Annotated in this window: 19 protein-coding genes and 1 pseudogene; 13 read left to right on the top strand and 7 right to left on the bottom strand. The window is 73.2% G+C overall.

Translation table 11 applies throughout. The features are described 5' to 3' along the window. Window positions 1–11 precede the first annotated feature (11 nt). Complete coding sequence (locus ACZ7JZ_RS24435; RefSeq protein ID WP_470942842.1) at window positions 12–1,310, bottom strand: PucR family transcriptional regulator; 1,299 nt, start codon at window positions 1,308–1,310, stop codon at window positions 12–14. 225 nt (window positions 1,311–1,535) lie between these two features. On the opposite strand from ACZ7JZ_RS24435, the gene ACZ7JZ_RS24430 reads away from it, so the two are divergent. Together ACZ7JZ_RS24430 and pruA are read left to right on the top strand one after the other, a co-directional pair. Continuing rightward, entirely contained in the window at window positions 1,536–2,462 is a 927-nt protein-coding gene (locus ACZ7JZ_RS24430) for a proline dehydrogenase family protein (protein WP_470942840.1), read from the top strand. A 67-nt stretch (window positions 2,463–2,529) separates the two neighbouring features. Then, window positions 2,530–4,161, top strand: a complete 1,632-nt coding sequence (gene pruA, locus ACZ7JZ_RS24425; protein WP_470942839.1) for an L-glutamate gamma-semialdehyde dehydrogenase — start codon at window positions 2,530–2,532, stop codon at window positions 4,159–4,161. Between the two features lie 111 nt (window positions 4,162–4,272). On the opposite strand, the gene ACZ7JZ_RS24420 is transcribed toward pruA, so the two are convergent. Next, window positions 4,273–4,974: a nitroreductase family protein gene (locus tag ACZ7JZ_RS24420; RefSeq protein WP_470942837.1), complete on the bottom strand. Its 702-nt coding sequence runs from the start codon at window positions 4,972–4,974 to the stop codon at window positions 4,273–4,275. A gap of 197 nt (window positions 4,975–5,171) precedes the next feature. Here ACZ7JZ_RS24420 and ACZ7JZ_RS24415 point away from each other — a divergent pair, with 197 nt between their 5' ends. Continuing rightward, window positions 5,172–6,389 carry an MFS transporter gene (locus ACZ7JZ_RS24415; protein ID WP_470942835.1) on the top strand — a complete coding sequence of 406 codons (1,218 nt, stop codon included), beginning with the start codon at window positions 5,172–5,174 and terminating at the stop codon, window positions 6,387–6,389. Between the two features lie 17 nt (window positions 6,390–6,406). On the opposite strand, the gene ACZ7JZ_RS24410 is transcribed toward ACZ7JZ_RS24415, so the two are convergent. Continuing rightward, window positions 6,407–7,414 (bottom strand): zinc-binding dehydrogenase, encoded by a 1,008-nt coding sequence (locus ACZ7JZ_RS24410; protein WP_470942833.1) that lies wholly within the window; start codon window positions 7,412–7,414, stop codon window positions 6,407–6,409. Window positions 7,415–7,515: 101 nt separating this feature from the next. Between ACZ7JZ_RS24410 and ACZ7JZ_RS24405 the strand changes: the two genes are divergently transcribed. The 4 genes from ACZ7JZ_RS24405 to ACZ7JZ_RS24390 all read left to right on the top strand — a co-directional run bounded on the left by ACZ7JZ_RS24405 (window position 7,516) and on the right by ACZ7JZ_RS24390 (window position 11,203). Then, entirely contained in the window at window positions 7,516–8,394 is an 879-nt protein-coding gene (locus ACZ7JZ_RS24405) for a LysR family transcriptional regulator (RefSeq protein ID WP_470942831.1), read from the top strand. A gap of 222 nt (window positions 8,395–8,616) precedes the next feature. Further along, window positions 8,617–8,745: a hypothetical protein gene (locus ACZ7JZ_RS24400; protein ID WP_470942829.1), complete on the top strand. Its 129-nt coding sequence runs from the start codon at window positions 8,617–8,619 to the stop codon at window positions 8,743–8,745. Window positions 8,746–8,832: 87 nt separating this feature from the next. Then, window positions 8,833–9,873 carry a 3-isopropylmalate dehydrogenase gene (locus tag ACZ7JZ_RS24395; protein WP_470942827.1) on the top strand — a complete coding sequence of 347 codons (1,041 nt, stop codon included), beginning with the start codon at window positions 8,833–8,835 and terminating at the stop codon, window positions 9,871–9,873. Between the two features lie 244 nt (window positions 9,874–10,117). After that, the gene (locus ACZ7JZ_RS24390; RefSeq protein WP_470942825.1) at window positions 10,118–11,203 is read left to right on the top strand and encodes a branched-chain amino acid aminotransferase; all 1,086 of its coding nucleotides are present in this window, start codon (window positions 10,118–10,120) and stop codon (window positions 11,201–11,203) included. Window positions 11,204–11,279: 76 nt separating this feature from the next. On the opposite strand, the gene ACZ7JZ_RS24385 is transcribed toward ACZ7JZ_RS24390, so the two are convergent. Beyond that, on the bottom strand, window positions 11,280–11,495 hold the full coding sequence (locus ACZ7JZ_RS24385; RefSeq protein ID WP_470942824.1) for a hypothetical protein: 216 nt from the start codon (window positions 11,493–11,495) through the stop codon (window positions 11,280–11,282). 37 nt (window positions 11,496–11,532) lie between these two features. After that, the gene (locus ACZ7JZ_RS24380) at window positions 11,533–12,948 is read right to left on the bottom strand and encodes a cytosine permease (protein ID WP_470942822.1); all 1,416 of its coding nucleotides are present in this window, start codon (window positions 12,946–12,948) and stop codon (window positions 11,533–11,535) included. A 215-nt stretch (window positions 12,949–13,163) separates the two neighbouring features. Here ACZ7JZ_RS24380 and ACZ7JZ_RS24375 point away from each other — a divergent pair, with 215 nt between their 5' ends. From ACZ7JZ_RS24375 to ACZ7JZ_RS24360, 4 genes are all read left to right on the top strand, one after another. Continuing rightward, the gene (locus ACZ7JZ_RS24375; RefSeq protein ID WP_470942821.1) at window positions 13,164–14,216 is read left to right on the top strand and encodes an agmatine deiminase family protein; all 1,053 of its coding nucleotides are present in this window, start codon (window positions 13,164–13,166) and stop codon (window positions 14,214–14,216) included. Between the two features lie 32 nt (window positions 14,217–14,248). Next, window positions 14,249–14,848: a TetR/AcrR family transcriptional regulator gene (locus tag ACZ7JZ_RS24370; protein ID WP_470942819.1), complete on the top strand. Its 600-nt coding sequence runs from the start codon at window positions 14,249–14,251 to the stop codon at window positions 14,846–14,848. Window positions 14,849–15,158: 310 nt separating this feature from the next. After that, on the top strand, window positions 15,159–16,760 hold the full coding sequence (gene cimA, locus ACZ7JZ_RS24365) for a citramalate synthase (protein ID WP_470942818.1): 1,602 nt from the start codon (window positions 15,159–15,161) through the stop codon (window positions 16,758–16,760). Between the two features lie 108 nt (window positions 16,761–16,868). Further along, complete coding sequence (locus ACZ7JZ_RS24360) at window positions 16,869–18,212, top strand: hypothetical protein (RefSeq protein ID WP_470942817.1); 1,344 nt, start codon at window positions 16,869–16,871, stop codon at window positions 18,210–18,212. Between the two features lie 39 nt (window positions 18,213–18,251). Here ACZ7JZ_RS24360 and ACZ7JZ_RS24355 read toward each other — a convergent pair whose 3' ends face one another. Continuing rightward, window positions 18,252–18,890: a YceI family protein gene (locus tag ACZ7JZ_RS24355; protein ID WP_470942815.1), complete on the bottom strand. Its 639-nt coding sequence runs from the start codon at window positions 18,888–18,890 to the stop codon at window positions 18,252–18,254. A gap of 250 nt (window positions 18,891–19,140) precedes the next feature. Here ACZ7JZ_RS24355 and ACZ7JZ_RS24350 point away from each other — a divergent pair, with 250 nt between their 5' ends. Together ACZ7JZ_RS24350 and ACZ7JZ_RS24345 are read left to right on the top strand one after the other, a co-directional pair. Further along, window positions 19,141–20,724 carry an acyl-CoA carboxylase subunit beta gene (locus tag ACZ7JZ_RS24350; RefSeq protein ID WP_470942814.1) on the top strand — a complete coding sequence of 528 codons (1,584 nt, stop codon included), beginning with the start codon at window positions 19,141–19,143 and terminating at the stop codon, window positions 20,722–20,724. Between the two features lie 16 nt (window positions 20,725–20,740). Beyond that, window positions 20,741–20,944, top strand: coding sequence for an acyl-CoA carboxylase subunit epsilon (locus tag ACZ7JZ_RS24345; RefSeq protein WP_470942813.1), 204 nt, complete (start codon window positions 20,741–20,743; stop codon window positions 20,942–20,944). A gap of 171 nt (window positions 20,945–21,115) precedes the next feature. Here ACZ7JZ_RS24345 and ACZ7JZ_RS24340 read toward each other — a convergent pair. Continuing rightward, window positions 21,116–21,217: pseudogene (locus tag ACZ7JZ_RS24340) on the bottom strand (ATP-binding protein); the annotation flags it as partial.

The raw sequence follows: 21,217 nt of genomic DNA, 5'->3' as shown, positions 1-21,217 counted from the left end.
GCGTCTGCTCCTCAGGGCCCCGGGGTGCCCAGCCGGGCCGCCTTCAGGGACATGTGCAGCAGGAGCCGGTCCTCGCCCTCGTCGAGGTCGAGGCCGGTGAGCTGCTCCACGCGCGAGAGCCGGTAGTAGAGGGTCTGGCGGTGGATGCCGAGGGCCGCCGCCGCCCGGCCCGCCTGCCCGGCGCAGTCGAGGAAGACCTCGGCCGTGCGGGCGAGTTCGGGGTGCGCGGGGGAGAGCAGCTCGCGGGCGGCCGGATCGTCGGCGCGGTCCGGGGGCAGGGCCGCCAGCATCCGGTACGGGCCGATGTCCGACCAGTGCGCGACCGGGCCCAGCCGGGGCTGGGCCGCCGCCGCGCGGGCCGCCGCAGCGGCCTCCGCCCAGGCGGCGCCCAGGTCGGCGAGGCCCCGGCGCGGGGTGGCGATCCCGCAGGTGCGGGCGGGGACGGGGGCCGTGCCGCCGCGGGGGCCGCCTCCGGCGCCCGTACCCGTCCCGGAGCCGGTACGGGCGCCCGTACCCGCGCCCGGGCTCCCGGGGCCGGTCGGGCGGCCGCCCGGTCCGCCGTCGCCCAGCAGGCGGGCCGCCGCCGTGGCGGCCGGGGCCGGGGCGTCCGCCGAGCGGAGCCGGACGAGGACCGCGAGGGCCTGCGGGCCCTCGGGGGACTCCGGGGACCCGGCGGGGCCGGGCCGCCACGGCGCCAGGCACACCGCCGCCGTGCCCGGCACCGACTGCGGGGGTTCCGTACGCCACGGGCCCGCGCACACCACGGTGTGCAGCCCGTCCGCGCCCTCGCCGAGGGCGGCCCGCAGGGCGGTCACCGCCATGTCCCGCTGCCAGCCGCGGCCCGCGGTCAGCACCGCCCGGAACTCCCGCGACAGGTCCGCGCCGGCCTGCGCCTCGCCGGCCATCAGGACCCCGATCCGGGCCGCGACCTCCATCGCCGCGTCCAGCTGCCCCGGCCCGGGGCCCGGCTCGCTGTCGAGCAGCCACACGTACCCCTGGACGATGCCGCGGTGGCGCACCGGCAGGCAGATCCGGCCGCGGAAGACCCCGGCGTCGGGGGCGGCCGGGATGCGGACCGGGCCCGTCGCCCGCGCGATGCCGAAGCCCTCGAACCAGCTGCGCACGGCCGCCGTGGACTGCCGGGTCATGATCGAGCGGGTGCGGACCGGGTCCAGGGCCAGTTCGCCGGACTCGCCCTCGCTGTCGTGGACCCCGAAGGCGATCAGGCGGAAGTCCCGGTTCTCCAGGGTCGCCGGGGCGCCCAGCAGGGCGGAGATCTCGTCGACCAGGTCCTGGTAATCGCCTTTCACGGCGCCATTCTCCCACCCCTTCAGACAACTGTCTGAGATCTCGGCCACGGATGCGTGACAGCTGTCGATGGCAGAGCATCGGAACGATCCTTAGGTTTCACGGTGGTTCTCCGTGTCGCGGCGGGATAAAGATGTTCCGTTCATCTCCATGACCTTTGCGACCTCTGCGGCCTTCTTCACCAGTCGTTCCGGTTTGTAGCTCTGCCACCCGTTGGAGGTGCCCCCGTGCTGGGTCCCGTGATCCTCGCCGCCTCGCGCAGCGACAAGATGCGCAAGATCGTCTCTGCTGCCCCCGTGACCAAGCCCGTGGTCGACCGGTTCATCCCCGGCGAGACGGTCGGCCAGGTCATGCCGATCGTCCGGGAGCTCACCGGCAGCGGCCTGGAGGTCACCCTCGACGTGGTGGGCGAGGACATCACCACCGTCGAGCAGTCCCACGCCGCGCGGGACGCCTACCTGGAGCTCATCGAGCACCTCGCGGAGCTGGAGCTCGGCGAGAGCGCCGAGATGTCCGTCAAGCTCTCCATGTTCGGGCAAGCGCTGGAGGGCGGCCACGAGCTCGCCCTCGCGAACGTCCGCCCCGTGGTCGAGGCCGCCGCCGCCATCGGCACCACCGTCACCCTGGACGCCGAGGACCACACCACCCTCGACTCGATGTTCGCCATCCACGAGGAGCTGCGGAAGGACTTCCCGCAGACCGGCTGCGTCATCCAGGCGTACCTCTTCCGCACCGAGGGCGACGCCCGCCGCCTGGCCGCCAACGGCAGCCGCGTGCGCATCGTCAAGGGCGCCTACAAGGAGCCCGCCTCCGTCGCGTACCAGGACAAGGCCGAGATCGACAAGGCGTACGTCCGCATCCTGAAGATCCTCATGGAGGGCCGCGGCTACCCGATGATCGGGTCCCACGACCCGCGCCTGATCGCGATCACCCAGGAGCTGGCCCGCACCGCCGGCCGCAAGCTCGACGAGTACGAGTTCCAGATGCTGTACGGCATCCGCAGCGAGGAGCACCACCGGCTCGCCGCCGAGGGCCACCGGATGCGCGTCTACACGGCGTACGGCACCGACTGGTACGGCTACTTCATGCGCCGCCTGGCCGAGAAGCCGGCGAACCTGCTCTTCTTCGTCCGATCCATGATCACCAAGAACTAGACGGCCCGGCCCAGGCCCGAGCACACCCGGCCGGCAGTACACCCCTCACCAAGGAGACCCCCCTCTCATGGACGCAGTGACCCAGGTCCCCGCCCCGGTCAACGAGCCGGTGCACTCCTACGCCCCGGGCAGCCCGGAGCGCGCGCGCCTCGAGGCCCAGCTCAAGCAGCTGGCCGAGAACCCGATCGAGCTGCCGATGACGATCGGCGGCGTGAAGCGGATGGGCGCCGGCGAGCGCTTCGACGTGGTGCAGCCCCACAACCACAAGGCCGTCATCGGCACCTACGCCAACGCCACGCAGCAGGACGCGCAGGAGGCCATCGACGCCGCCCTCGCCGCCGCCCCGGCCTGGCGGGCCTCCTCCTTCGACGACCGCGCCGCGATCATCCTGCGCGCCGCCGAGCTGCTGTCCGGCCCGTGGCGCGAGAAGCTGGCCGCCTCCACCATGCTCGGCCAGTCGAAGACCGCCCAGCAGGCCGAGATCGACACCCCGTGCGAGCTCGTCGACTTCTGGCGCTTCAACGTCCACTTCGCCCGCCAGATCCTGGCCGAGCAGCCCATGGCGAACTCCGCCGGCGTGTGGAACCGCAGCGACCACCGCCCGCTGGAGGGCTTCGTCTACGCGATCACGCCGTTCAACTTCACGGCCATCGCGGGCAACCTGCCCACCGCCCCCGCCCTGATGGGCAACGTCGTCGTCTGGAAGCCGTCCCCGACCCAGACCCACGCCGCCGTGCTGCTCATGGAGCTGCTGGAGGAGGCCGGGCTGCCCAAGGGCGTCATCAACCTGGTCACCGGCGACGGCATCGCCGTCTCCGAGGTCGCCCTGGAGCACCCGGAGCTCGCCGGCATCCACTTCACCGGCTCGACCAAGACCTTCCAGTACCTGTGGAAGACGGTCGGCAACAACATCGAGAAGTACAAGTCCTACCCGCGCCTGGTCGGCGAGACCGGCGGCAAGGACTTCGTCGTGGCGCACCCGTCCGCGGACCGCGCCATCCTGAAGACCGCCCTGACCCGCGGCTCCTTCGAGTTCCAGGGCCAGAAGTGCTCGGCCTCCTCCCGCGCCTACATCCCGGCCTCGATCTGGAACGACGGCTTCAAGGAGCAGTTCGCCGCCGAGGTCGACGGCATCACCATGGGTGACGTCACCGACCTGTCGAACTTCATCGGCGCCGTCATCGACGAGCGGTCCTTCGCCAAGAACAAGGCCGCCATCGACCGCGCCCAGGCCGACCCGACCTGCACGGTCGTCGCGGGCGGCACGTACGACGACTCGGAGGGCTACTTCGTCCGCCCGACCGTCATCGCGTGCACCGACCCGGAGAACGAGGTCTTCACGACCGAGTACTTCGGCCCGATCCTCGCCGTGTACGTCTACGAGGACGAGAAGTACGACGAGATGCTGGCCCAGATGGAGTCCGTCTCGGCGTACGCCCTGACCGGCTCCGTCATCGCGCAGGACCGCTACGCGGCCGCCGACACGATGGAGAAGCTCCGCTTCGCCGCGGGCAACTTCTACATCAACGACAAGTCGACCGGTGCCGTCGTCGGCCAGCAGCCCTTCGGCGGCGGCCGCGCCTCGGGTACGAACGACAAGGCCGGCGCCGCCTCCAACCTGCTGCGCTGGACCTCGACCCGCTCCATCAAGGAGACCCTGGTCCCGCCGACCGAGTACGGCTACCCGCACATGGGCTGACGCGCTCCGGGGCGGCCCGCACCCGCCCCGGGCCGCCCGGCCCCGCACGACCCCGCCCCCGCCCCGGTACCCCCAAGTCCGGAGCGGGGGCGGTCCCCTTTCCTGCGGGCTTCAGACCTCGACGAGCACCTGGTCCAGGGTCTTGCGCACCAGGTCCGGCACCTCGCAGTCGTCCGCGGGGTAGCCGACCGGGACCACCGCGAAGGCCTTCTCGTTCTCCGGGCGCCCCAGCACCTCCCCGAGGAAGCGCATCGGGCTCGGCGTGTGCACCAGCGCCGCCAGCCCGCTCAGGTGGAGCGCGGACAGCAGCATCCCCACCGCGATCCCGACCGACTCGTCCACGTAGTAGTGCTTGCGCTTCGTGCCGTCCGGGCCGAGCCAGTAGCGCTGCTGGAAGACCACCACCAGGGCCGGGGCGTCCGTCAGGTGGGTCTTCACCGCGTCCGTGCCCAGGGGGCGCAGGGCCGCGAGCCACTCCTCGCCGAGCCGGCCGTCGTAGGAGGTCCGCTCCTCCTCCTCGGCGGCCTCCCGGATCGCCCGCCGCACCTGCGGGTCCTTCACCAGGACGAAGGTCCAGGGCTGCTGGTGGGCCCCCGAGGGCGCGGTGGCGGCGCAGGCGATGGCGTCCCGCACCACCTGCTCGGGCACGGGGTCCGGGGAGAACTGCCGCACGGTGCGGCGCTCGTCCATCCGCGCGCGCAGCTCGGCGGCGCGGGCCAGGGACTCGGCCGCGGCGGGGCGGGCGGGGCGGTAGGCGACGGGGCGGTAGGGATCGCCGTGGGTGGGCGTCCACTGGTGGGTGCTGGTCGGCATGGGCCGAGTCTCGCGCCGCCGGTCCTGACCCGACCAGGCGCGCACCGGCCGTTTCCTGGCGCGAGGTCGCCGGATCCGCGGCCGCGGCGACCGCTGGGCGGACGGCCCCCGGCCCGCCCGCCCCCGCCCCGTCCGCCGCCGACCCGTTCGGCGGAGCACGGCGTGCCCGCGGACCGGGGGGTTCCTAGCGTGGCGGTGTGGAAGCAGCCGACGCAGCGCCGCCCGGGGCGGCTGCCGGGACCCCCCGCGCCGCGTACCTGAACCTGGCCGTGGTCACGGTCGGGTTCACGCTGACCTTCTGGGCCTGGGACCTGATCGCCCCGCTGGGCAGCGACTACCGGGACCGGCTCGGGCTGAGCTCCTTCGAGCAGTCGCTGCTGGTGGCGGTGCCGGTGATCGTCGGCTCGCTGGGCCGGGTCCCGGTCGGCGCGCTCACCGACCGCTACGGCGCCCGCCTGATGTTCCCGCTGGTCTCGGCGCTGACCGTGGTGCCCGTACTGCTGCTGGTCCCGACCAGGGACTCGTACGCGGGCACCCTGGCCGTCGGCTTCCTGCTGGGCATCGGCGGCACCACCTTCGCCATCGGAGTCCCGCTCGTGAACTCCTGGTTCCCGCCCGAGCGGCGGGGGTTCGGCCTCGGCGTGTTCGGCATGGGCATGGGCGGCGTGGCCCTGTCCGGGTACTTCACCCCGCGGATCGCCCGGCACGACGAGAACCTGCCCTTCTACGTGGTCGCCGCGGCCCTCGCGGCCTTCGCCCTGGTCGCCGTCCTGCTGATCCGCGACCGGCCGGACCGCGCCCTGCCCACCGCCCCCCTGACGGAGCGGCTCGCCGCGGCCGGGCGGCTGCGGGTCACCTGGGAGCTGTCCGCCCTCTACGCCATCGGCTTCGGCGGGATCGTCGCCTTCGGCGTGTACCTGCCGACGTACCTGAAGACCTGGTACGGGCTCTCTGCCACCGACGCCGGCACCAAGGCCGCCGGATTCGCCCTGCTCACCGTGGTCTTCCGGCCGCTGGGCGGCTGGCTGGCCGACCGGGTCCACCCCGCGGTGGTCACCTCCGCGGCCCTCGGCTCCGTCGCCGTCCTCGCCGTCGTGCAGGCCTTCGACCCGGGGCTGGACCCCGTCGGCACGGTCTGCCTGCTGTGCATCGCGGCCGGCCTGGGCACCGCCAGCGGCAGCGTGTTCACCCTGGTCTCGCAGGTCACCCCGCAGGCGCAGGTGGGCAGCGTGACCGGGATCGTGGGCGCGGTCGGCGGGCTCGGCGGCTTCGTGCCGCCGCTGGTCATGGGCGCCGTGTACAGCGCCGAGGACTCCTACTCGATCGGGTTCATGCTGCTCTCGGACCTGGCCCTGGCCGGCTGCGTGTACGCGTACGGGCGGATGCGCACGGCCGGCCGCGGGGGCCCGGCCTGATCCGATAAGGCGGCGGGTCAGATCCTGACCAGCATCTTCCCGGTGTTCTGCCCGGCCAGCATGCCGAGGAAGGCCTCCACGGTCCGGCCGAAGCCGTCGAGGACCGTGTCGTCCGAGACCACGGCTCCGCTGCGCAGGTGCGGGACGAGGAACTCCTCCAGCTCCTCCTGGAGCCCGGTGTGGTGGCGCACCAGCACCCCCTCCATGCGCAGCGACTTCTCCACCACCTCCAGCAGGTTGCGCGGCCCGGTCCCGAGTCCGCGCCCGTGGTACGAGGAGACGGCGCCCACCGCCGCGATCCGGCCGAACTCCCGCAGGTGGGCGAGGGCGCCCTCCAGGTGCTCGCCGCCCACGTTGTCGAGGTAGACGTCGATGCCGTCCGGGGCCGCCCGGCCGAGCTGCCCGGCCACCGGCCCGTCGTGGTAGTCGAAGGCCGCGTCGTAGCCCACGTGCGCGGTCAGGTGGGCGGCCTTCGCCGCGGAGCCGGTGCTGCCGACGATCCGGCGGGCCCCGAGCAGCCGGGCGATCCGCGCGGCGGCCGTGCCGACCCCGCCCGCCGCGGCCGAGACGAACAGGTCCTCGCCCGGGCGCAGGGCGGCGGTCCGGGTCAGGGCGGCGTACGCGGTCAGGCCCGTGCCGCCGAGGATCCCGAGGTGGGCGGCGAGCGGCACCCCCGCGTGCTCCCGGACCCTGCGGGCCCCCTCGGCGCCCGCCGTGACCAGGGCGTGGCTGCGCCAGCCCCGCCGGTGGAGGACGAGGTCGCCGGTGCGCAGCCCGGGGTCCGCGGAGTGCAGCACCCGGCCCAGGGCCCGGCCCTCCAGGGGCGAGTCCAGGGCGAAGCCGCCGTCGCCGCCGTCCATCATCTGCCGGTGGTACGGGTCCACGGAGAGGTAGAGGTTCTCGACGAGGGCGGTGCCGGGGGCGGGGTCGGGCACCGGAACCTCGACGGTGCGGAAGGCGTCCGCGGTGGGGAATCCGGTGGGGCGGGCGGTCAGGTGGACGGCGAGGCCGGTCTTCGTGGTCATGGCGCCGACGCTAGGAGGGAATCCGCGGGCCGGGCAGGGGGTTGGGCTCATGGCAGCATCCTGTGCATGAATCCCGCTCATAGAACGAGGTGAGAGGCCTGATGACCGATCTCGCTCCCCAGGAACTGCGGATCCTGGTGGCCGTCGCGGAGGAGGGCGGCTTCTCCGCCGCCGGGGCCGCGCTGGGCCTGACCCAGTCGGCCGTCTCGCACTCCGTGCGCACCGCCGAGGGGAAGGTCGGCGCGGTGCTCTTCGAGCGCGGCCGGCGCGGGGCCCGGCCCACCGCGGCGGGGGAGCGGGCGGTGGCGCACGCCCGGCGGATCCTGCGGCTGCTGGGCACCCTGGCGGCCGAGGCGCGCGGCGCGGGCCGGCCCGCCGCGGGGCCGCTGCGGATCGCGGCCTTCCGCAGTGCGGCCCTGCACCTGCTGCCCCCGGTGCTGGAGCGCCTCACCGCCCGGTACCCGGAGATCGAGCCGGAGGTCCGGGTGGTCCGGGAGCTGGGTGACGGTACGGCGGGGGAGGTGCGGGCGGGCCGGGCCGACCTGGGCATCGCCACCCTCGGCGGGGCCCAGGGGACCCCGGCGGGGCTGGTGGCCGGGGTGCTGCTGGAGGAGCCGTACAGCCTGGTGCACCCGGCGGGGCACCCCGATCCGCGGGGGCTGCCGCTGCTGGACTGGGACGAGAACTGCGGCGCGTACACGCGGGACTGGTGGCGGGCGCAGGACTGGATCCCGCGGGCGACGGTCAAGGCCGAGGACGACGCGATGGTGGTGACGATGGTCGAGCGGGGGCTGGGCATGGCGATCATGCCGGAGCTGTCGCTGCGCGGGGCGCCGGCCGGGGTGGCCCGTACCGACCTGGGGCCGGACCGGCCGACCCGCGCGGTGGGGTACGTCACCACCCCCGAACTGGCCGCCGCCCTGTCCGTGCAGGCCCTGGTCCGGGAGCTGCGGGCGCTGCGGGAGCGGCCCGCCGGGTGAGCCCCGTCTCAGATGCTAGGAAGTCCGACTAATTGCGGAGACAGACAGCGGAACGTGCCCTAGCGTTGTAGGAGCCGAACGACCCGCTGATCCAGCGAACGGCGGTCGAGAGCGCGCGCCCCCTCGCAGGCAACCCCTGCCGCGCCCGCCTCCCGCCCCTTCCGGCGCCTTGGAGAAACCCCTCAATGCGGCTGTGCCGCGCCGTGACCTCAAGGAGTCGACATGTCCCAGACCCCCTCCCCCCGCCGTGTCCGCCAGACCCCCCGCTCCGCCGCCGACCGCAGGAACGCCGCGGCCGCCCTGCAGCGGGCCCTCGACCGCCGCGACAACGGCGGCGAGACCGGTCACTGACCCTTCCGTTTGCGTTCCGCAGACACACCGCTGTCCGGATAATGGACGCCACGTGTCAATGAGTGGGACAGAGAGTACGGTTCCGTCATGGCGACCAGCATCAATCTCGCAGTGATCCCCGGTGACGGCATCGGCAAGGAAGTCGTGGCACAGGGCCTCAAGGTCCTCAGCGCGGTCCTGCCCCAGGACGTGAAGCTGGAGACCAAGGAGTACGACCTCGGGGCCCAGCGCTGGCACCGCACCGGAGAGACCCTCCCGGACGCGGAGCTGGAGGCCCTGCGCCACCACGACGCGATCCTGCTGGGCGCCATCGGCGACCCGTCGGTCCCGTCCGGCGTGCTGGAGCGCGGGCTGCTGCTCAAGCTCCGCTTCGCCTTCGACCACTTCATCAACCTGCGCCCGTCGAAGCTCTTCCCCAATACGGCCACCCCGCTCGCCGGCCGTCCGGAGATCGACTTCGTCGTGGTCCGCGAGGGCACCGAGGGCCCGTACACCGGCAACGGCGGCTCGCTGCGCACCGGCACCCCCGCCGAGGTGGCCACCGAGGTCAGCATCAACACCGCGTACGGCGTCGAGCGCGTGGTCCGCGACGCGTACGAGCGGGCCAACGCCCGCCCGCGCAAGAAGCTGACCCTCGTGCACAAGAACAACGTGCTCGTGTACGCCGGCCACCTGTGGAAGAACATCTTCGACCGGGTCGGCCAGGAGTACCCCGGGGTCACCACCGACTACCTGCACGTCGACGCCGCGACGATCTTCTTCGTCACCCAGCCCGAGCGCTTCGACGTCATCGTCACCGACAACCTCTTCGGCGACATCCTGACCGACCTGGCCGCGGCCGTGACCGGGGGCATCGGCCTGGCCGCCTCCGGCAACGTCAACCCGACCGGCGCCTTCCCGTCCATGTTCGAGCCCGTCCACGGCTCGGCCCCGGACATCGCGGGCACCGGCAAGGCCGACCCGACGGCGACCGTCCTGTCCGTCGCCCTCCTGCTGCGCCACCTCGGCTACGAGGCCGAGGCCGCGCGCATCGAGGAGGCCGTCTCCGCCGACCTGGCCGAGCGCGACGGCACCTTCCGGAGCACGGACCGGATCGGCGACGCACTCGCCGCGCGAGTAGCCGGCTGACCCCGGCGCGCTCCCCGTTCCACGAGAAGCCGCCGGCTCCGCCCTCCCACGGGCATCCGGCGGCTTCTCCTGTACGGCCCCCGGGTGCCACCATCTCCCCTGGGCCGCAACACCACCCCGTTTCTCCGCACGCCCGCCCCGCGCGATAATCGAACGCGGGGCCGCGGAATGCGGGGCAAGCTCGGACGTCCTGGTACGCAGTGAGCGCGGTCCACTCCACACAACCGGTGAAGGACATGCACCCATGACGACGCCCACGATCGAGCTCAAGCCCTCCTCGCACCCGCTGTCCGACGCGGAGCGCGAGGCGATCCTGGCCAGCCCCGGATTCGGCCGCCACTTCACCGACCACATGGTGACCATCAAGTGGACCGAGGGGCGCGGCTGGCACGACGCCGAGCTGGTCCCGTACGCGCCGCTCTCCATCGACCCGGCGAACATGACCCTGCACTACGCGCAGACGATCTTCGAGGGCCTGAAGGCCTACGCCCAGCCCGACGGTACGGTCGCCACCTTCCGCCCCGGGGCCAACGCCGCCCGCTTCCGGGCCTCCGCCCGCCGCATGGCGATGCCCGAGCTGCCGGACGAGCTGTTCATCGCCGCCTGCGACGCCCTCATCCAGCAGGACCGGGCCTGGGTGCCCTCGTCCGGCGAGGCCTCGCTCTACCTGCGGCCGTTCATGTTCGCCACCGAGGTCGGCCTCGGCGTGCGCCCGGCCAACGAGTTCCTGTTCATGGTGATCGCCTCCCCGGCCGGCGCCTACTTCCCCGGCGGGGTCAAGCCCGTCTCGGTGTGGCTGTCCGAGGACTACGTCCGCGCCGTCAAGGGCGGTACGGGCGCCGCGAAGACCGGCGGCAACTACGCCGCCTCCCTCGTGGCCCAGGCCGAGGCCGCCGGCCACGGCTGCGACCAGGTGGTCTGGCTCGACGCCGTCGAGCACCGCTGGGTCGAGGAGATGGGCGGCATGAACCTGTACTTCGTGTACGGCGACCGCATCGTCACCCCCGAGCTCACCGGCTCGCTGCTGCCGGGCATCACCCGCGACTCCCTCCTGACCATCGCCCGCGACCTCGGCTACACCGCCGAGGAGGGCCGGATCAGCACGGAGGACTGGAAGCGCGACACCGAGAACGGCACCCTGACCGAGGTCTTCGCCTGCGGCACCGCCGCCGTGATCACCCCCGTCGGCTCGGTGAAGTCCGCGGGCGCGAACTGGACCCAGGGCGACGGCGAGCCCGGCGAGGTCACCATGAAGCTCCGCAGGGCGCTCCTGGACCTCCAGACCGGCAACGCCGCCGACGCCCACGGCTGGATGCACCCGCTGGGCTGAGCGCGCACGCCCCCGGGGCGCGTACGACAGGGGAGGGCCCCGCCGGAATCCGGCGGGGCCCTCCCCTTCGTGCGCATCAGGCCGCGGACGGTCCGCCGTCCTGCCCGTCCCCGGGCCGGCCGTCCTTCGCCCCGTCGTCCGCGCCGTCCTTGCGCTCGTCCTTCGCGCGGGAGGACGAGCCGTGCTCCGAGGCCGCGGCCACCGCGACGTCCCCGACGGCGTAGGCCAGGCCGGCCACCCCCTTGGCGACCTTGACCGCCACCTTGCCGACCACTTCCACGAGCTCTTCCACGGCGTTCCCCTCGCTCGGCGCCTCGTGCGCCGTCGTGCTAGTCCGCTGCGGCGACCGCCGCCGCGGCCCGGACCGCTTCGGTCCGGGAGGTCAGCGCCAGGTACACCAGCCCGCCCGACAGCCCCGACAGGACGAAGCTGAGGTCCACCCCGCCGGTCAGGGCCAGCAGGGGGCCCTCGTACAGCGGTGTGGACACGGCGGCCAGGCCCACGGCCGCGCCCAGCGCCCAGGACGCCGTGGCGCGGACGTTCCACCCGGCGCTGTACCAGTAGACGCCGCCGCGGGCCCGGCGGTTGAACACCTGGAGCGCCTCCTCGTCGTACCGCCCGCCGCAGCGCGCGTACCCGACCAGGGTGATCACCGCCCAGGGGGTGCCGACGGCCGTGAGCAGCAGGACGAAGGAGGTCATGGCCGACTGGGCGTCCCAGGCGAAGGAGCCGAGGAAGACGAAGGCGGTGGCGGCGGCCGCGGCGATCACGGTGGCCCGGGTGCGGGTGGCCCGCGGCAGGATCGCGTCGAGGTCGAGGCCCATGGAGTAGAGCATCAGGCCCGCGTTGCCGACGGAGCCGGCGGTGGCGGCGGCCAGCAGCGGCAGCAGGTACCAGCCGGGGGAGGCGGCGACCAGCGGGCCCGCGTAGTCCAGTGAGGCCCGGGCGGCCAGCGCGGTGTACGTGCCGAAGAGCTGGGGGACGAGCAGGCCCGCGAGCAGGCCGAGGAAGGTGGTCCAGTACACCGAGCGGGGGCTGTGGCGGCGCGGGGAGACGTAGCGGGTGTAGTCGCCGAGCAGGGTGATGAAGGCGATCGGGCCGCTCAGCCCGGCGGCCACGGCGGCCAGGACCCAGGTCGGCCAGAAGGAGCCGAGCAGGTACGGGGTGTCCGGCGGGGCGGCGGTGGTGAAGTCGCCCGCGTACGCGAACACGCCCGCCGCGAGCAGGACCGCCATGACCACGGCGAGCACCTTGCTCATCCGCAGCAGCAGCCGGTAGCCGTACACCGCCGCGCCCACGGTGCACACGGCCAGGACGGCGTACATCGCGGCCCGGAGGCCGCCGCTGTCCGGCAGGCCCGTCAGCCGGGACAGGACCCCGGCCATCACGTCCCCGCCGATCCACAGGGTCAGGGCGGTGTAGCCGAGGGACAGGAGCAGGCCGACGACCGAGCCGACGAGCCGGCCCCGGACGCCGAACTGGGCCCCGCTGGAGGTGGAGAGGTTCGTGGCCGTGCGCAGGGAGACGAGGGCCAGCGGCGCGGTGAACGCGATTCCGACGAGGGTTCCCGCCACGATCGCGGTGACCGAGGGCCACAGGCCGAGTCCGAACGACGGGGGCAGCCAGCCGAAGACGATCACGCCCAGGCAGAGGTTGGACCCGAGGAGGATCGCGGCCAGGTCGCGGGGACCGCTGGTGCGCTCCTCCTCCGGGATGGTGTCGACACCGCGCTGCTCTATGGGCATGGGGACTCCCTGGGGACGGGGGTGAGGGGCGGGGAGAGTTTGAGCGACATTCAATGTGGCCTAGACCCGCCACCCCGGTCAATGGTTCCCCGCAAGGAAACAAAGAGTTAGAGTGATGCTCTAACAAGCCGAACGGAAGAGTGGCGGATCCTCGCGCGGCCGGCCCCCGAAAACGCCGCCGACCCCCGCCCCCACCTGCGCTAAGGACCCCCGCCATGAGCACCAGCACCCCCGCCGCCGACGGATTCCGGATGCCCCCCGAGTGGGCCCCCCACGAGCGGACCTGGATGGCCTGGCCCAGCCCCAACCCCACCTTCACCGACGCGCAGGAGCTCGCCGGGGCCCGCGCGGCCTGGGGGGCCGTGGCCCGCGCGGTGCGCACCTTCGAGCCGGTCACCCTGGTCGTCGCCCCCGGCGACGCCGCGGAGGCCCGGGAGATCGCCGGAGCCGGGGAGGGCCACCCCCTGACCGTGGTCGAGCGCGAGCTCGACGACGCCTGGATGCGCGATATCGGCCCGACCTTCGTCACCGACGGCCGGGGCGCGCTCGCCGCCGTCGACTGGACCTTCAACGGCTGGGGCGCCCAGGAGTGGGCCCGCTGGGACAACGACTCCAAGATCGCCCGGCACGTCTCCGACCTCGCCGGCACCCGCACGTACAGCACCGCGCTCGTCAACGAGGGCGGCGCGATCCACGTGGACGGCGAGGGCACCGTGCTGCTCACCGACACCGTGCAGCTCGGCGAGGGCCGCAACCCCGGCTGGACCCGCGAGCAGGTCGAGGCCGAGGTCCACGCCCACCTCGGCACCACCAAGGCGATCTGGCTGCCGTACGGCCTCGCCGGCGACTACGGCACCTACGGCACGCAGGGCCACGTGGACATCGTCGCGGCCTTCGCCCGCCCCGGCGTGGTGATGGTCCACACCCAGCCCGACCCGGCCCACCCGGACCACGAGCGCTGCAAGCTCATCGCCGCCCTCCTGCGCGCCGCCACCGACGCGCAGGGCCGGCAGCTGGAGGTCGTGGAGGTCCCGGCGCCCACCGTGCTCGAAGAGGACGGCGAGTGGGTGGACTACTCCTACATCAACCACTACCTGTGCAACGGCGGGGTCGTGCTCTGCTCCTTCGACGACCCCCGCGACGAGGAGGCCGCCGAGATCTTCCGCGGGCTCTTCCCGGACCGCACGGTCACCCTGGTCGACGCACGTACGATCTTTGCCGGGGGTGGCGGCATCCACTGCATCACCCAGCAGCAGCCGAAGGTCTGACACGGGCCTTCGCGACACCGCGAGGAGAGGCCATGACGGCAGGGGCACGGGCGCGCAGGAACGCACCCCCGCGCGAGGACGTGCTCGCCGCCGCCATGGCCACCATCGCCGAGCGCGGCCTGGACGGGCTCACCATGGCCGGCCTGGGCCGCGAGGTCGGCATGAGCAGCGGCCACCTCCTCTACTACTTCCGCAGCAAGGACGAGCTCCTGCTGCAGACCCTGGAGTGGAGCGAGGGCCGGCTCGGCGCCGAGCGCGGCGCCCTGCTCTCCCGCCGGGCCCCGGTGCGCGAGCGGCTGGAGGCGTACGTCGACCTCTACGTGCCCGACGGCCCCCGCGACCCGCACTGGACCCTGTGGCTGGAGGTCTGGAACCGCTCGCAGAACGCCGGGCCCGAGGAGCGCGACCGCCAGTCCGCCATCGAGGGCGCCTGGCACCGCGACCTGGTCGCCCTGCTCGCCGAGGGCATCTCCCGCGGAGAGCTGCGGCCGGTGGACGCCGACCGCTCCGCCACCCGGATACGGGCCCTGCTGGACGGGTTCAGCATCCAGCTCGCCGTCGGCCTGCCCGGTACCGACCGGGCCGCGATCCTCGGCCACGCCAGGGAGTTCCTCGCCGAGTCCCTGGCCTGATCCGCGATACGCCCGGACCGCATCGTGAGACGGCTCCTGCCCGCCGCAGGGGGTGTGGCAGACTGCGGACCGTGCATGTTTCCGTGATGATTATGGGAAGCAGCGCGCCGGTCCGCAGTGGCCGCTGAACCGTGGACGACCCCCGCGGGCGGCGGCCACCGTGCCCCAGACCCGCGCGCAGACCTCTCGCACCCGCGAGGGGTTTTTTCGTTTCCCGGCCCACTCCAGCCGGGCGCCGGATGCGCGCGATGATGAGGGCAGGTGGATCCCGGGCACCCGGAGCCACTCATCCGACAGGAGTCAGATCAGCATGACGACAGAGGTCATCGACGACAGCTTCCATGTCTTCGACACCACGCTGCGCGACGGCGCCCAGCGCGAAGGCATCAACCTCACGGTCGCGGACAAGCTGACGATCGCCCGTCACCTGGACGACTTCGGGGTCGGCTTCATCGAGGGCGGCTGGCCCGGCGCCAACCCCCGCGACACCGAGTTCTTCGCCCGCGCCCGCACCGAGATCCAGTTCAAGCACGCCCAGCTGGTCGCCTTCGGAGCCACCCGCCGGGCCGGCGGCACCGCCGCCGAGGACCCGCAGGTCAAGGCCCTCCTCGACTCCGGCGCCCCGGTGATCACCCTGGTCGCCAAATCCCACGACCGGCACGTGGAACTCGCCCTGCGCACCACCCTCGAAGAGAACCTGGAGATGGTCCGGGACACCGTCTCCCACCTCGTCGCCCAGGGCCGCCGGGTCTTCGTGGACTGCGAGCACTTCTTCGACGGCTACCGCGCCGACTCGGAGTACGCCAAGTCCGTGGTCCGCACCGCCCACGAGGCCGGCGCCGACGTGGTCATCCTCTGCGACACCAACGGCGGCATGCTCCCCGCCCAGATCTCCGCCGTGGTCGCCACCGTCCTCGCCGACACCGGGGCCCGCCTCGGCATCCACGCCCAGGACGACACCGGCTGCGCGGTCGCCAACACCCTCGCCGCCGTGGACGCCGGGGCCACCCACGTCCAGTGCACCGCCAACGGCTACGGCGAGCGGGTCGGCAACGCCAACCTCTTCCCCGTCGTCGCCGCCCTGGAGATCAAGTACGGCCGCAAGGTGCTCCCCGCCGGGGCCCTCGCCGAGATGACCCGCATCTCCCACGCCATCGCCGAGGTCGTCAACCTCACCCCCTCCACCCACCAGCCGTACGTCGGCGTCTCCGCCTTCGCCCACAAGGCCGGACTCCACGCCTCCGCCATCAAGGTCGACCCCGACCTGTACCAGCACATCGACCCCGAGCGGGTCGGCAACACCATGCGGATGCTCGTCTCCGACATGGCCGGGCGCGCCTCCATCGAGCTCAAGGGCAAGGAGCTCGGCGTGGACCTCGGCGGGGACCGCGCCCTGGTCTCCCGGGTGGTCGAGCGGGTGAAGGAGCGCGAGCTCAAGGGCTACACGTACGAGGCCGCGGACGCCTCCTTCGAACTGCTGCTGCGCGCCGAGGTCGACGGCCGCGCCCGCCGCCACTTCCGCACCGAGTCCTGGCGCTCCATCGCCGAGACCCGCCCCGACGGCACCCACGCCAACGAGGCCACGGTCAAGCTCTGGGTCAAGGGGGAGCGGATCGTCGCCACCGCCGAGGGCATCGGCCCCGTCAACGCCCTCGACCGGGCCCTGCGCACCGCCCTCGACCGCTTCTACCCGCAGCTCGCCAAGTTCGAGCTGGTGGACTACCGGGTCCGCATCCTGGAGGGCACGCACGGCACGGAGTCCACGACCCGCGTCCTGGTCTCCACCAGCGACGGCAACCGCGAATGGGCCACCGTCGGCGTGGCCACCAACGTGATCGCGGCCTCCTGGGAGGCCCTCGTGGACGCCTTCACGTACGGGCTGCTGCACGCGGGGGTCCAGCCCACCGAGTAGCGGGCGGACCGCCACCGGGCCCGGGGCGGTCCCCGCCGTACCCGCCCCACCGCCCAGCCCTTATGTCCGACTTACACAGGAATTACATCGTTCGGGTAATTTCTAAGCATGAGGACCAGGCTGATATCCGTACTGTCCGGTCTGCTGCTGGCCCTGTCGGCCGCCGCCCTCGGGGCGGCGCCGCAGGCGCAGGCGGCCACCGGACCCGCCGCCGTGGCCGAGGCCCTCAAGATGGGCCCGGTCTACGTGGACCCGCGCGCCGCCGCGCAGCTGCCCCCGGCGCAGGCCGAGGCCCTCGCGGAGAAGATCCGGGCCGCGGACCGGCCGGTGTTCGTCGCCGTGCTGCCCGAGGGCTCCGAGTTCCCGGCGGCGAGCGTGCTGCGCACCGTACGCGCCGAGACCGGGATCACCGGCCTCTACGCCATCCGGCTCGGCGAGGGCTTCAACGCCGGCGCCGACCGGGCCGTCATGCCCGCCGACGCCGTCCGCAACCTCACCGACGCCGTCAAGGCGGGCGGGCCCGTGGACGCCGGGACACAGCTGGACAACTTCGTCGACCAGGCGCTGGCACAGGCCCGGGGCCGCGCCCCGGCCTCCTGGGACACCGGCGGCGCGGGCGGCGGCGGGGTGCCCGTGGGCGGACTGGTGGCGATCGGCGCCCTCCTGGCGCTGGGCGGCGGCGGGGCGTACGCGCTGACGCGCCGCAGCCGCCGCCGCAGGGAGGAGGCCGAGCGGGCGGCCGTCGAGAAGCTGCGCGTGGTCGTCGACGAGGACATCACGGCCTTCGGCGAGGAGCTGGAGCGCCTGGACTTCCACCCGGCCGAGGCGGGTGCCGACGAGGCGATGCGGGCCGACTACGAGCACGCGCTGGACGCGTACGAGAAGGCCAAGCAGATCATGGCCGGGGTGCGGCGCCCGGACGAGGTCCGGGGGGTGACGCAGGCGCTGGAGGACGGCCGCTTCTCGCTGGCGGTCCTGGCCGCCCGGCGCGGGGGGCGGGCCCTGCCCGAGCGGCGCCCGCCCTGCTTCTTCGACCCGCGGCACGGCCCCAGCACGCAGGACGCGGACTGGGCCCCGGCCGGCGGGAGCGCGCGGCGGGTGCCGGTGTGCGCGGCGGACGCGGTGCGGCTGGCGGAGGGCGGGGACCCGGTGGTCCGCACGGTCGACACCGAGCGCGGCCCGCGCCCGTACTACGACGCAGGGCCCGCGTACGGGCCCTGGGCGGGCGGCTACTTCGGCGGCGGCATCCTGCCCGGCCTGCTGGTGGGCACGATGCTCGGCTCGGTGATGGCCGGGCCGGCGTACGCGGCGGACTACGGCGGCGGGTACGAGGGCGGGGACTTCTCCGGCGCCGACTTCGACTCCTCCGGATTCGGGGGAGGGGACTCCGGGGGCTTCGGCGGCGGGGACTTCGGGGGCGGCGGCGGCTTCGACGGCGGGGGCGGCTTCTGATCCTGCGCCGCCGCCCCCGTCCGGGCCGTCACCGGCCGCTCACTTGCGGATGGCGGAGATGTCGAAGGTCAGCTTCACCTTGTCGCTGACCATCACGCCGCCGGCCTCCAGGGCGGCGTTCCAGGTCAGGCCCCAGTCGGAGCGCAGGATCTGGGTGCTGCCCTCGAAGCCCACGCGCTCGTTGCCGTAGACGTCGGTCGCGGAGCCGTTGAACTCCAGGTCGATGGAGAGCGGGCGCGTGACGTCCTTGATGGTCAGGTCGCCGGTGATGCGGTAGGTGTCCTCGGAGATCCGGGCCGCGGCGGTGGAGCGGAAGCTCATCAGCGGGAAGGCGGCGGCGTCGAAGAAGTCCTCGCCGCGCAGGTGGCCGTCGCGGTCGCCGATCCCGGTGTCCACGGACTCGGTGCGGATGTCGATGACGGCGGTGGAGCGGGCCGGGTCGGAGCCGTCGAGGTGCAGGGCGCCCTCGTAGGAGTCGAAGGAGCCGCGGACGTTGGTGACCATGGCGTGCCGGACCGTGAAGCCGATGCTGCTGTGGGCCGGGTCGATGGTGTAGTCGCCGGTCAGGGCGGCGAGGGCGGGGTCGGCTTCGAGGGTGGCGACCGAGGCGCCGGCGGCGGGGGCCGCCTCGAAGGCGGTGGTGGCGGTCTCGCGGGTGCGGCGGCCGAAGATTCCCATGACGTCCTCCAGTGGAAGTTCAACATTCAACGATGTGGTGACGAGAACGACTGTAGACCCATGTTGTTCGGATTTCAACTTCTTCACTCGTTCGGTGGAGTTTTGTAGGACACGCACAAAGGACCCAGGCCCCAACTGGTGAGTCACTTGCCCGCCCCGGCCGTTCTGTCCGGGCCGCACAGCGGATGGGGCCGGAGACTGTGCGGATTCGACGGAGGGTTTTGCTTGGGGGTCTTCGTAAGGTCGGTACATGACCGTTGTGGACGAGACCCCCGGCGAGCCGACGGACGCTCGCGGCCGTGTGGCCGAGCTGCTGGACCTGCGCGAGCAGGCCCGGCGCGGACCCAGCGAGCGCGCCACCGAGGCGCAGCACGCCAAGGGCAAGCTCACCGCCCGCGAGCGCATCGAGCTGCTGCTCGACGCCGGCTCCTTCCGCGAGGTCGAGCAGCTGCGCCGGCACCGCGCCACCGGCTTCGGTCTGGAGTCCCGCAAGCCCTACACCGACGGTGTCATCACGGGCTGGGGCACGGTCGAGGGCCGCACGGTCTTCGTCTACGCGCACGACTTCCGCATCTTCGGCGGCGCGCTGGGCGAGGCCCACGCCCAGAAGATCCACAAGATCATGGACATGGCCATCGCGGCCGGTGCCCCTCTGGTCTCCCTCAACGACGGCGCGGGCGCCCGCATCCAGGAGGGCGTCTCCGCCCTCGCCGGCTACGGCGGCATCTTCCAGCGCAACACCCGGGCCTCCGGGGTCATCCCCCAGATCTCCGTCATGCTCGGCCCCTGCGCCGGCGGCGCGGCCTACTCCCCGGCCCTGACCGACTTCGTGTTCATGGTCCGCGAGACCTCGCAGATGTTCATCACCGGCCCGGACGTGGTCCGCGCGGTGACCGGCGAGGAGATCACCCAGAACGGCCTCGGCGGCGCGGACGTCCACGCCGAGACCTCCGGCGTCGCGCACTTCGCCTACGACGACGAGGAGACCTGTATCGCCGAGGTGCGGTACCTGATCTCCATGCTCCCGTCCAACAACCGGGAGAACCCGCCGGTCCACGCCACCGACGACCCCGCCGACCGGCGCGGCGACGCCCTCCTGGACCTGGTCCCGGCCGACGGCAACCGCCCGTACGACATGCACAAGGTCATCGAGGAGCTCGTCGACGACGGCGACGTCCTGGAGATCCACGAGCGCTGGGCGCGCAACATCATCTGCGCCCTCGCCCGCATGGACGGCCAGGTCGTCGGCATCGTCGCCAACCAGCCGCAGTCGCTGGCCGGCGTCCTCGACATCGAGGCCTCCGAGAAGGCCGCGCGCTTCGTCCAGATGTGCGACGCCTTCAACATCCCGATCATCACGCTGCTGGACGTCCCCGGCTTCCTGCCGGGCGTCGACCAGGAGCACGGCGGCATCATCCGCCACGGGGCCAAGCTCCTGTACGCCTACTGCAACGCCACCGTCCCGCGGATCTCCCTGATCCTGCGCAAGGCCTACGGCGGCGCCTACATCGTCATGGACTCCCAGTCCATCGGCGCCGACCTCACCTTCGCCTGGCCGACCAACGAGATCGCGGTCATGGGGGCCGAGGGCGCCGCCAACGTCATCTTCCGCAAGCAGATCGCCGAGGCCGAGGACCCCGAGGCCATGCGCACCCGCATGGTCAAGGAGTACAAGGCCGAGCTCATGCACCCGTACTACGCCGCCGAGCGCGGCCTGGTCGACGACGTGATCGACCCCGCAGAGACCCGCGCGGTGCTCATCAGCTCCCTCGCGATGCTCCGCAACAAGCACGCAGACCTCCCGTCCCGCAAGCACGGCAACCCGCCGCAGTAAGGAGACCCGCCACCACATGAGCACTCCCGCTGACGCCCTGCTCCGCGTAGAGAAGGGCCATGCCGAGCCCGAGGAACTGGCCGCGATCACCGCGATCCTGCTGGCCCGCGCCGCCGGCTCCCCCGAGCCCGCCCCGCACACCGCCCGCCGCTCCACCGCCGGCTGGCGCCGCCTGGAGCGCACCCCGGGCTTCCGGGCCCCGCACAGCTGGCAGGGCTGAGCCCGTACGCAGCCCGGCCCGCCGAGAGGCCCCGTACCCGCAAGGGTCCGGGGCCTCGGCCGTGCCGCGGGACCGCACACACACCCGCGGCATGCCGAAGGCCCCCGCAACTCCGAGGAGTTGCGGGGGCCTTCGGCGTACGGGCGACCGGACCGCTGGGCCGGGCGGCTCCTACCGGAGCCGTGCCATGAGTGCGTGTTCGACGAGGGTGATGAGGGCGCTCTTGGCGTCGGCGCGGTGGCGGGCGTCGGTGGTGATGATGGGGGCGTCGGG

It is taken from the genome of Streptomyces sp. NPDC038213, assembly GCF_055600495.1.
The sequence above is the reverse complement of the archived record's forward strand: the minus strand, read 5'-3'. Positions and strand labels throughout refer to the sequence as shown.